Origin of the sequence: Fulvivirga lutimaris, from assembly GCF_009711525.1 — a bacterium.
Taxonomy (GTDB): Bacteria; Bacteroidota; Bacteroidia; order Cytophagales; family Cyclobacteriaceae; genus Fulvivirga; species Fulvivirga lutimaris.
In genome coordinates, this window is the sequence record NZ_SMLV01000436.1 from 88190 (window position 1) to 99183 (window position 10994).

General features: G+C 39.2%; 11 protein-coding genes. 8 read left to right on the forward strand and 3 right to left on the reverse strand.

The features are described from left to right. Positions 1-122: 122 nt before the first annotated feature. From E1140_RS20985 to E1140_RS20995, 3 genes are read right to left on the reverse strand one after another with little or no spacing between them, the layout of a single operon-like run. A complete protein-coding gene (locus E1140_RS20985; RefSeq protein WP_155188734.1) occupies positions 123-2291 on the reverse strand; it encodes a S9 family peptidase in 2169 nt (722 codons plus the stop codon). 37 nt (positions 2292-2328) lie between these two features. Then, on the reverse strand, positions 2329-3468 hold the full coding sequence (locus E1140_RS20990; RefSeq protein ID WP_155188736.1) for a trans-sulfuration enzyme family protein: 1140 nt from the start codon (positions 3466-3468) through the stop codon (positions 2329-2331). After that, a complete protein-coding gene (locus E1140_RS20995) occupies positions 3459-4391 on the reverse strand; it encodes a hydrogen peroxide-inducible genes activator (protein WP_155188738.1) in 933 nt (310 codons plus the stop codon). The genes E1140_RS20990 and E1140_RS20995 overlap by 10 nt, the downstream gene beginning before the upstream one ends. 195 nt (positions 4392-4586) lie before the next feature. Between E1140_RS20995 and E1140_RS21000 the strand changes: the two genes are divergently transcribed. From E1140_RS21000 to E1140_RS21035, 8 genes are all read left to right on the forward strand, one after another. Then, entirely contained in the window at positions 4587-4922 is a 336-nt protein-coding gene (locus E1140_RS21000; protein ID WP_155188740.1) for a hypothetical protein, read from the forward strand. A 776-nt stretch (positions 4923-5698) separates the two neighbouring features. Further along, positions 5699-6385: a hypothetical protein gene (locus E1140_RS21005; protein WP_155188742.1), complete on the forward strand. Its 687-nt coding sequence runs from the start codon at positions 5699-5701 to the stop codon at positions 6383-6385. Beyond that, the gene (locus tag E1140_RS21010; protein ID WP_155188744.1) at positions 6361-7146 is read left to right on the forward strand and encodes a sensor histidine kinase; all 786 of its coding nucleotides are present in this window, start codon (positions 6361-6363) and stop codon (positions 7144-7146) included. Before E1140_RS21005 ends, E1140_RS21010 begins: the two co-directional genes overlap by 25 nt. Position 7147: 1 nt before the next feature. After that, positions 7148-7804 carry a response regulator transcription factor gene (locus E1140_RS21015; RefSeq protein WP_155188746.1) on the forward strand — a complete coding sequence of 219 codons (657 nt, stop codon included), beginning with the start codon at positions 7148-7150 and terminating at the stop codon, positions 7802-7804. A 199-nt stretch (positions 7805-8003) separates the two neighbouring features. Further along, positions 8004-8456: a response regulator gene (locus E1140_RS21020; RefSeq protein ID WP_155188748.1), complete on the forward strand. Its 453-nt coding sequence runs from the start codon at positions 8004-8006 to the stop codon at positions 8454-8456. 16 nt (positions 8457-8472) lie between these two features. Continuing rightward, positions 8473-8925, forward strand: coding sequence for a C40 family peptidase (locus tag E1140_RS21025; RefSeq protein ID WP_155188750.1), 453 nt, complete (start codon positions 8473-8475; stop codon positions 8923-8925). 28 nt (positions 8926-8953) lie between these two features. Beyond that, positions 8954-9622 carry a C40 family peptidase gene (locus tag E1140_RS21030; RefSeq protein ID WP_155188751.1) on the forward strand — a complete coding sequence of 223 codons (669 nt, stop codon included), beginning with the start codon at positions 8954-8956 and terminating at the stop codon, positions 9620-9622. An 80-nt stretch (positions 9623-9702) separates the two neighbouring features. Further along, positions 9703-10713, forward strand: coding sequence for a patatin-like phospholipase family protein (locus E1140_RS21035; RefSeq protein WP_155188753.1), 1011 nt, complete (start codon positions 9703-9705; stop codon positions 10711-10713). The last annotated feature ends 281 nt before the right edge of the window (positions 10714-10994 follow it).

Below are 10994 nucleotides of genomic sequence, written 5' to 3' on the forward strand. Positions count from 1 at the left end.
CTAATCCTTGAAGGATTAGTAGATGGGTGTTTCATTATAAGTAGCCAGGCAGAGATACCGGATAAATAAAGGTTTTAAAAAGATAAACCTTTATTTTCCGGCATGACAGCAGCTTCCTTAGCTTACAAATTCTCTTTCACCCAGTTGGTCAACATAGTGAATAAATGCATTCTGGCATTGTCTTTTGAAATACCATGAGCCCTGTCAGGGTAGTAGAATGAATCAAACTGCTTGCCTTCATGGATCAGCACATTCTGCAATGTCACTGCATTTTGGAAATGCACATTATCATCACCAGTACCATGCACTAAAAGGTAATTGCCTTTAAGTTTAGCTGCATGGGTAGTTGGCGAGTTACTGTCATAGCCATCAGCATTATTTTGTGGCGTATCCATGTAACGCTCAGTGTAGATGGTATCATAAAATCTCCAGTTGGTCACAGGAGCAACGGCAATAGCCGCTTTGAAAAGTCCTTCACCCTGAAACATTGCCAATGACGACATATAGCCACCATAGCTCCATCCCCAAATACCAATTCTCTCTTCATCAATGTATGGAATATTACCCAGATATTTTGCTCCGGCCTGGTGATCGATAGACTCATATTTACCTAATTGCTTATAAGTAAGCTTCTTAAATTTAGCTCCTCTTCCTCCTGTACCTCTAGGGTCAATAACAACAACAATATAACCTTCTTGAGTTAGCATCTGGTGCCAGTAAAAGTTGCTACCACCACCCCAGTTGTTCCATACCTGCTGAGAACCCGGACCGCTATATTGAAATACTAGCGCAGGATATTCCTTATTCTCATCAAAGTTGGCCGGCTTAATCATATAGCCATTAATTGATGTACCATCTACTGTATTGTAAGTAAAAAACTCTTTCTTTTGAACATTATATTCTTTGATAGTCGCCTCTAGTTTTTGATTGTCTTCTAAAGTCTTCACCAGCTTGTTTTTAGCCGTGCTGTAAAGATTCACATGACGTGGGTGATCATTGCTGCTGTGACTATCAATATAATATTTAAAATCACTACTCATATTAATGCTGTGAACACCAGGTTCAGCCCTTAGCGATTTCTTGTTCTTACCATTAATATCTACTGAATAGAAAAGTCTATCCATTGGAGAGTATTCTGTTGAGGTGAAATACAACTTGGCGGTTCTTGAAGACTCATCTACCCCTAAGAAATTATCTACTTCCCAATTGCCAGAAGTAATCTGATTTTTCAGTTTCCCGTCAATTCCGTACCAGTAAAGGTGCTTGTAACCACTTTTTTCACTGGCAAAAATGAATGATTTACCATCCTTCAAATAGGTAAGGTCATCTACAAAATCAATGTCAATATAAGTATCTGTAGTTTCAGACAAGATCACTTTAGCTTCAGCCGTTTTAGTGTTAACATGCAGCAGGTCAATCTTATTTTGAAGTCTATTTAGCCTGATCAATGATAACTCATTAGGGTTTGGGGTCTGGCTAATTCGTGCAATATAATACTCGCCTTCACCTACTTTTACCTCCTTCTTGGCTTTAGTAGAAAGGGTGTAGATAGTTGCCTTTAATTTGGAATTGTCTTCACCAGCTTTTGGGTATTTAAACCTGTAATCTGTTGGGTACAACTGCCCCTTATTCCACACCTGCATGTTGTATTCTCTAACTCCACTTTCATCAAAAGTCAGATAAAACAGATCATTATTTCCTGACCATTCAAAAGCTCTGGTTGAAGACAGTTCCTCCTCATAAACCCAGTCAGTGCTACCGTTAATGATGTGGTTAAACTTGCCATCATCAGTTACCTGCACTTCACTGCCATCTGATAGATTAACATAGAACAAATTGTTACCTCTCACAAACGCCACTTTAGTTCCGTCAGGAGATAATGTAGCATAAGACTGCTTTCCATTATCAGAAAGTTTGGTCAAAGACTTACTCGCGAAGTCATAGATATAGAACTCGGCCGTATAAGACCTTCTGTAAATACTTTCTCTTTCTGTTAATAACAACACCTTGCTCTCATCAGCATTAAATGAGTAGCTCGAAAAGTCAATTTTTGGGCTCAGGGCATCACCATCCAAAATAGTTTCCACTATCTCGCCAGTAGTGATATCATATTTTACAATATCATTACCCTCAAGTGCGCTGTAATACTGCCCGGCATTCATCCAGTTGATTCCTCTAACTGAGGCTTCGCTAAATGTCCCCTTCTGATAAATGTCTGCGACAGTAATTTTCTTTTGAGCATGTAAGGCCATACTCATGCCAGCAAAAATTATAATAAGAATATTTCTCATCGATGTATTATTAGGTTTACGTATTAAAATAATTCAATTAGTTTTTCAGCGCCTGATCCAGGTCTGCAATAAGGTCTTCGGCATCTTCAATACCCACTGACAGCCTCAAAAGATTGTCTTTGATGCCAGCCTCTGCACGCTGTGCCGCTGATAGTTTAGAGTGCGATGTTTTCAATGGTGACGAAACGGTTGACTCAACACTACCCAGACTTATGGCCACCTTTATCAGTTCGAGTTTTTTAACAAATGCATCCTGATCTCCCTTTACCTCAAAGGAAAGCATGCCGCCAAAGCCTGTCATTTGAGCTTTAGCAATAGCATAAGATGGATGACTTGGCAAGCCAGGATAATAGACAGCAGGCACATCAGTATGCTGCTCTAAAAATTCGGCTACCTTTTGGGCATTTTCATTCTGCTGTTTTACCCGCAAGGCTAGTGTCTTCATGCTGCGCTCGAGCAGGTAAGAAGTCTGTGGGTCGAGACTGCCTCCATAATTGACCGCTGCCTTGTAAATTTTATCACCAAGTGGCTTAGAAGTCACCACGGCTCCGCATGTAATATCGCTATGCCCGCCCAGGTACTTGGTGCCACTGTGTGTTACCACATCAATCCCAAAATGTATCGGTTTTTGGTTGATGGGTGAAGCAAAGGTGTTATCGATAACAGAGATAATGCTATTCGCCTTGCACAGTTCTGCAATGCCCTTTAAGTCAACAATCTTCAAAAGCGGATTGGAAGGAGTCTCAATATAAATCAGCTTAGTTTCTTTCTTTATGTGCTTGGCAAAATCATCTACTTCCAGACCTGAGGTAAAAGAAAATTCTATACCAAATTTTGACAATTCGCTGGTTATAGCATGATGTGTTCCACCATAAATGTCGCCCTGAAAAATAGCATGATCACCCGATTTCAATAATGCCAGCAAAACTGTAGTTATTGCTGATAAGCCGGAACTAAATACCAGTCCAAATTCACCATCTTCAAGCACTCTTATTTTTTCGCCAACCACATCCTGATTGGGCGTGTTAAAATAGCGTGGGTATTTTAATGGACCCTCCACCAAATAATCATAAGCCGTAGAAGTGTGTATAGGTGTAACTACCCCTCCAGTTCTGTCATCGATGATTCCACCACTATGCACGCACTGGGTGGCTTCTTTTACTTTATTTACTTCCATTTTATAACCTCTCCATTTTTCTTAATATCCACTTTATCAGGAATGGCCTCCAATATTTCTTTATGCAGCGCCTCTACCAGTTTTCGCTTTAAATAGCTGCGGTGCATCACCAGACTCACTTCCCTTACAGGCTTGGGATCTACAAACTGCTTGATCTTCTTTCTGTGCTTTTCTTCAATATCTAGTGTTGCCAGCTGAGGCAGCAGGGTCAAGCCTCCATGTATGTCTACTATTCTTTTAAGCGCTTCCAAAGAGCCACTTTCATATTTAAACTGTGAATCGTGCTCCTTATATATCTGACATAAATTGATAACCTGCTCCCTAAAACAATGCCCTTCATTAAGCAGCAAGATGCTATCTCCTTTCAGGTCATCGGCCGTCACCTTATCCTTTTTATATACCTCACTTTTTTCAGAAACATAGGCATAAAACTCCTCATAAAACAAGGGCTTGGCCACCAAGCCTGGATCATCATAAGGGGTAACAATTATACCAATATCTATAATCTCATTTTTTAGCCTTTTCACTACCTCTTCGGTAATCAGCTCATAGATTTTAACCTTTACATTAGGATAACGCTCTATAAAATTATGAATGAACAGCGGCAACAGGTAAGGTGATAATGTAGGTATTATACCAATGGACAACTCCCCGGCTATCTCTCCCTTTTCTTCCGCTACAATTTCGTTCAGCCTTTTTGCCTCATTGACCACCTTTCTTGCCTGGGCTATAATAGTCTTTCCCATTTCTGTGGGTACGACAGGTTGCTTGCTTCTATCAAAGATCAGTACCCCAAGCTGGTCTTCCAGCTTTTGAATTTGCATACTCAGCGTAGGCTGAGTAACAAAACAGGCATCAGCAGCCCGCCCAAAATGGCGATAATTATCTACCGCTATGATGTATTCAAATTGAATAATGGTCATGCCGCTAATTTACCATCTATTGAATGAATTTATCTTCCGTTCATACAAAAAACATAGTATGCTGATAGTGAATAAGTTAGGATATTGGAAAATATAAATTCATGACATTTTTGCTTTTTTATAGTATTAAGCAGTGGTCAGTTGAAGATTAAATTTTAATTTAAGTGATATTTTAACATTTAAATTATAACTATTATGGCTTTTAATGGAAGAGAAGGCAAGCCTATACCTTTAGGCATTGCCAAAAAATGGACTAAGAATTATAGAGATGCCAACCCTGGCAAAACCAAAGCGATTTTCTACGGAAAAGAAAAGATACAAGCATTATTAGATGAGCCAGGTGCTATGGGAATAAGAGTATACTTTGGACAAGATGATGATAAAAATCCACAACTGGTGATTGTTTCTGCTAAAGAGGATGGGAGCAATATTTTACCAAATCAAGAGGAAAAAGATGGAGGGGGAACTCTTTTAGATTCAGGGAAACCTTGCCCACCAGATTGCCCACCAGAAGGCGACCCTTTAAGCTGATACTAGCTAAAGTATAAAAATTACAGTAATATAGTCCATTCCGTATGGACTATATTGTTGATTTCATTTTTTACATATCATTGACTACGGCTACCATTGGAGGTATCTATGGTTTTAGTCTATTGAAGAATAAGGCTATAAACTATTTAGTTCTACTACAATTGGTTTCTGCAATAGCAGATATAATCGGTGCCATTAGTTCTCATTATTACATCTACTACCAAATTGACTTAGGAATTAGAGGAGTATCCGCTACCTATCAAATTATAGAATTCCTTCTTTTAGTCTTCTTTTTTTGTTGTTTAAAGTTTAACAAAAATCTCAAGAGTCTATTAAAAGTTGCCTCATTGGTTTTCGTTATTTACTTTATTAGCATCCAACCAGCCTTTTTTAAGATATTTGTTGATACGACAAGCCTGCGATTGACATGTGCGACACTGGTCATCATTTTTAGCATGTTGTTTTTTAAAAATATCATTACAAAAATGGAAATCCCCAACATTAGCACTTGGCCGCCCCTTTATTTCATTAGTGCTCTTTTTATATACTTTAGCGGTGTTTTTGTTTCATTCTTTGTTATTATTCCAATTCAGCGTATTGACATAAATATGGGAAATTATGTCTGGGTCTTTCATAACTGCTTTCTAATAGTTAGAAATGTATTGCTAATCATGGGCTTCTATTATACCTATAAGACAAAATATAAATGGGAGTCAATCAGTATACCATAGAGTCAAAAGCCTAAATAATATTTATCAAAGTATTACTACCTAGTTATGAAGCTGTTCTTTGATATCATCTTTTATACCTCTTTTATAACAGCAGGTTTGGCTGTTGTCTTAGGGTTAAAGCTTTTGAAGGAAAAAGTCATTAACCTATTTGTTATTCTAGTTACCATTTCATTTTTTGCTGATGTTTTAAACGCTAGCAGCTCTTACTACTACCTAAAAAAAGGTATTGACCTTGGTATAAGAAATGTTGGGGACGTATACAGAATTTTAGAATTGATACTTCTTACGCTCTTTTTTCAATCCTTTGATTACAAAAAGATTATAAAGATAACTCTTATCACCTTTGTAGGTCTGTCAATACTTTATTTTGTAATTATATACCAGCAATTTTTTCAAATTGACCAAGACTCAACTCCGATGAGGTTATCAAGTGCTTTTGTTTCAATTACTTTTGGGTTGCTATTCTATAAAAGTGTAATCACTAAAATGGATGTTCCTCTAATAACATCATGGCCCCCATTCTACTTTGTAACATCAGTCTTTATTTATTTTTGTGGAGTGGTGATAGCTTTCCTTTTGTATTATCCTCTTTTCAAAATAGATAAAGAAACAGGCTTATATTTATGGTCTTTTCATAATGCATGGCTTATTATCAGAAACATTCTATTGATCATAGGTTTCTACTACACTTATAAAACAAAATATAAATGGAGTCCAATCTCGATACTTTAATTATCATAGCCATAGCAGGCACCTCCATTTTCCTTTTTATCTCTGGGTTTGTGGTGTTTTTTGTGGTGTTCTACCAAAAGAGGATGCTCCAAAAGAAAATGGAGCTACAGAATATAGAAGCCGAATATCAACGGAATATGCTGCAATCTACCATTGACTCTCAGGAGAAGGAGCGCAAGAGAATTGCCTCAGAACTGCACGATGGTGTAGGCGCTATGCTATCAGCGGCCAAGTTAAATTTAGGTATGTTACTTTCTGGTGCCATACCCAAAGAAGAAAGTAATGAGGCGGTAGATGAAACCAAAGCCATGATAGACGAGACCATAGAAACGGTAAGAAGGATATCAAAAGACCTGCTGCCTTCCTCTTTGGAGCAGTTCGGAATCTCGCAGGCGGTGGAAGAGCTTTGTGAAAAGCTTTCTAACCCCTCTACCAAAATCTCTTTCGAACATTTTGGTGACAAAATTGACCTTGATGTTCAACAGGAACTGCTGCTTTATCGTATCACCCAAGAGCTGATCAATAACGCTTTAAAACATGCCCAGGCCAGCGAAATAAAAGTTCAGCTGCATGCTGATCCTATTTCATTATCTGTGGTTGATAACGGAGTTGGGTTTGACAAAGAGCTAATTGAAGGTGATATTAAAAAAGGAGTGGGTTTATATAATATAGAAAACCGCGTAAGTTTATTGAATGGTGAGCTGATCTTTGATACTGAAATAGCGAAAGGAACATCAATAACCATTAAATTAGCATCATAGCATGAGCAAATTGACCGTATATATAGCAGACGACCAGACACTTTTTCGTAAAGGAATGAGTCGCTTGGTAAAATCCTTTGGTCAGGTGAAGGAAGTAAAAGAAGCTGAAAACGGTAAAGAGCTATTGGCTATGGTAAAAGAGCAGCAGCCAGATGTCATACTCATGGACCTTGAGATGCCCGTGATGGATGGTGTTGAAGCCACCGAAAAGATCATTGCCAAATATCCAGATGTTAAAATCATTGTGCTTTCTATGCACGATACCCAGCAGCATATTTTTTATCTGATGGAAATAGGTGCTCATGCCTTTCTGTTAAAAAATGCAGAACCCGAAGAGGTTAAAGAAGCAATAGTCTCAGTTATAAAGCATGATTTTTACCAAAATCAGATAGTCATTGAAGCCCTGCGTAAAGGAGCCATTGACCAAAGGAAGCAAAAGCAGGTACGCCCAATATTTCAGGAAACGGCTCCTCTTACCGATCGTGAAAAGGAAGTTTTACAACTCATTTGCAGAGAACTGACCATGAAAGAGATTGGCGATAAACTGGCCTTAAGTGAGAAGACCATCCAAAACCATCGCGCACGAATAATGGTCAAACTGAACGCACGAAATACAGTAGGTTTGGTAAAATATGCCTACGAATCAGGCCTGATTTAAAGAATGCCACTTTAGGCATTATCACTCAATTTGTTAGGTGTTTTTACCTAATGTCCTTTTAGACCTCCAAAATACAACTCATTAACCGCTAGTCACTTACACAAAATGTATATATAAGGTGTACCGATTGCTTTTTTAAACTGCCAATCAGATAATTTAAGTATGCATAAATTGTCCTTTGAATCTAAAATACAAAGACATGAAGGGACAGAAAGTACTAGTAATTCATAACAACGAAATAGCCAGAAAAAGCATCCATCAAACATTGGCTCATTTTAACCTTCATTTTATATTCGCTTCCGATGGCCTTGACGGGCTGGCAGCAGCAAAATATGAGTGTCCTGACTTGATTATCACCAACATTAATCTGGCAGTGCTTGATGGGATGTCCATCTCTAAAATGCTCAGAAAAGATTGCTGCACAGAAGGCAAACCTATCATTCTATTGCACGATCAGCTAGACTATGACCTCCTTAGGGAAGCCAAGAAGCTAAATGTTAAGGCGCTTCTAACGAAGCCATACTTGGACAACACTCTGATTTATGCAGTTAAGCGTGCCTTACAAACTCCATTGGAAAGAACCCTCGACAGGGTGCCAAGATATGAAGAAGTGGTGACCCGCAGACAGCCGGTGCATCGCTTTGCCAACTAATTTAAATACAGACCTAATGAACTCCTTACTAAAACTAGCAATAAGAGAACTTGGTCATAACACATATATCAACCCAAAACATGATCTCTCTAAGCTTTACCAAAAACTAAAATCAAAAAGCTCAAAACAAGCTGATGATCTATCAGTTTGGAGCAGTGCCTTTATCAATTGGGTCACCCGAAAGGCTGGCATCAAGCATGATGATGTTTACGAAGCCCAGGACTGGTTAGAAGTTGGTGAGAACAGCTCTGAAAAACCTGAAGCTGGAGATTTAATCATTATTGAATGGGAAGAGGACGGACTTAAAAAAGCCTATGTTGGCTTTTACATCTGGTATTCCAATGACAACACTCAGGTATACTGTCTTGGCGGTAAGCATGACAATGAAGTGGCCATAGTGGCCATGCCTGCAAAGCATATCTCAGGTTTAAGGAGATTGGATAGCGTAAATATCGCCATGAGCGCATAGACTCTGAGAATCAAAAAAAGTCGAAGAAATGAATTCAGTTCTTCAAATAGCAGCGGCCGAACTGGGCCAACAAGAAATTAGCGGTCCCACTAACAATCAAAGAATAGTTGACTACGCTACAGCATCAGGGATCATCGGGGTTAGCAACGATGAAGTTCCCTGGTGTAGCACTTTTATCAACTGGGTTGCTTTCAAGGCAGGGCTGGCAAGAACAAATAAGCCTAATGCCCGCTCATGGCTATCGGTGGGCCAAAACGTTGACAATGCTCCGGAGCCTGGTGATATTGTCATATTCTGGCGAGAAAAGATCAATTCCTGGAAGGGCCATGTGGGTGTTTTTCTAGGGTTCTCAAAAGATCAGCAAAGAGTGTATTGTTTAGGTGGAAATCAAGGTAATCAGGTTTCGGTGTCTGCATATCCTACAGATACGGTGCTGGGATTTAGACGACTGGAGGCCTCATCCGTCATCAAGCTACCAGAACCTGTTCTGCAAAATGGAGATGCCGGACCTGATATCAAATTGCTGCAAGATGCCCTCAAGTTAGCAGGCTTTAATTGCGGCACCTCTGATGGTGACTTTGGCAACAAAACTGAGGCCGCACTAAAACAACTGCAAGCCGCCAGCGGCACACTCAAGATTGATGGGGTATATGGTAAGAAGACCCGGGATCATTTGCTTAACCTACTTAGTGTTTAATTATCAAAAGATCAATATTGACTTCTACAGATTAATGGTACTTCTTAGTCCAATCACCAAATCATTAAAACACCCTCCGTATGAAAAACACTAACTATAAAAATCTGGTCTTTGAAGGTGGTGGAGTGAAAGGTATTGCCTATGGCGGAGCATTGGACATACTCGATAGTTCAGGTATTCTAAAAAACATCAAGCGCGTTGCCGGTACTTCTGCAGGAGCCATTAATGCCACGCTGCTTGCCCTTGGTTACACCTCAGCCGAAGTATCTGACCTCATCGCTAAAACCAATTTCAAAGATTTTGAAGACCATAGCTGGTTTTTCCCAACCAACATAGCCAGAATTTTAAGGAAGTATGGCTGGAATAAAGGTGATGCCTTTCACAAGTGGATTGGCGAACAGATCAATAAGAAAACTCAAAATACAAACTTTACTTTCGGTCAGCTGAAAGAGGCTATCGATAATGGCAATGATAGTTTTAGGGAATTATATGTCGTGGCCACCAATCTATCCCAACAAAAGTCTGTTGCTTTCTCACATGAAACCACTCCAGACATGTCCATAAAAGACGCTGTTAGAATGTCAATGTCCATCCCGCTCTATTTCGCAGCATTTAATCTTGCCAACGACATGATGGTTGATGGTGGAGTATCTTACAACTACCCCATCAACATATTTGATAATGAAAAATATCTTGCTAATCCAGCCAATGGCGACAAGGTAGACTACAGTAATGTAGAAGGCTATGTATTTAATTATGAAACCTTGGGCTTCAGACTTGACTCAACAGAGGTAATAGAATATGCCAAACGGGACTGGGCAAGTCCACCAGAAAAAATTACCAATATAAAGTCCTACTCAGGGGGCCTTGTCAATTACCTTATGGAAATGGCTAACAAAGTCCATCTGCACAGCAACGACTGGAATCGTACCATTTTCATCGATACACTAGATGTGCAAACCACGGATTTTGACCTGCCAGAGAATAAGGTTATTGAATTAATAGCAAGTGGCAAAAATGGAGCTGAGAAGTATTTCGAATGGCGCGATAATGATCCCGTTTGGGGCTCCAAACCAGAATCGATAACCTAGCCGTTATTAGAGGTTATTATAAATGACTTCTACATCAACAAATCATTAACCTTCCTTAACAAACGAACAATAAACCTTCAAACTCGTTAGATTAGATGTACAACCACTAATTGTAACGAAATGGAAAATTTGACTAAAAAACAGGCCATTGTCCAGTCGCTTGAGTCAATGAACTCAAAGGAGCAGGAGCAGCTCATTGACTTTATCAAAGAGATGCTTTACGAACCAGAAAGAGACATTGACTACACCGAATTTAAAGAAAATGCACTGAAAGAAATCCA

What these genes read in the sequence shown, in the direction of transcription:
- E1140_RS20995 (WP_155188738.1), bottom strand. Translation starts at nt 4,391, where the DNA reads ATGACCATTATTCAATTTGAATACATCATAGCGGTAGATAATTATCGC.
- E1140_RS21000 (WP_155188740.1), top strand. Translation starts at nt 4,587, where the DNA reads ATGGCTTTTAATGGAAGAGAAGGCAAGCCTATACCTTTAGGCATTGCC.
- E1140_RS21005 (WP_155188742.1), top strand. Translation starts at nt 5,699, where the DNA reads ATGAAGCTGTTCTTTGATATCATCTTTTATACCTCTTTTATAACAGCA.
- E1140_RS21025 (WP_155188750.1), top strand. Translation starts at nt 8,473, where the DNA reads ATGAACTCCTTACTAAAACTAGCAATAAGAGAACTTGGTCATAACACA.
- E1140_RS21010 (WP_155188744.1), top strand. Translation starts at nt 6,361, where the DNA reads ATGGAGTCCAATCTCGATACTTTAATTATCATAGCCATAGCAGGCACC.
- E1140_RS20985 (WP_155188734.1), bottom strand. Translation starts at nt 2,291, where the DNA reads ATGAGAAATATTCTTATTATAATTTTTGCTGGCATGAGTATGGCCTTA.
- E1140_RS21035 (WP_155188753.1), top strand. Translation starts at nt 9,703, where the DNA reads ATGAAAAACACTAACTATAAAAATCTGGTCTTTGAAGGTGGTGGAGTG.
- E1140_RS21015 (WP_155188746.1), top strand. Translation starts at nt 7,148, where the DNA reads ATGAGCAAATTGACCGTATATATAGCAGACGACCAGACACTTTTTCGT.
- E1140_RS20990 (WP_155188736.1), bottom strand. Translation starts at nt 3,468, where the DNA reads ATGGAAGTAAATAAAGTAAAAGAAGCCACCCAGTGCGTGCATAGTGGT.
- E1140_RS21020 (WP_155188748.1), top strand. Translation starts at nt 8,004, where the DNA reads ATGAAGGGACAGAAAGTACTAGTAATTCATAACAACGAAATAGCCAGA.
- E1140_RS21030 (WP_155188751.1), top strand. Translation starts at nt 8,954, where the DNA reads ATGAATTCAGTTCTTCAAATAGCAGCGGCCGAACTGGGCCAACAAGAA.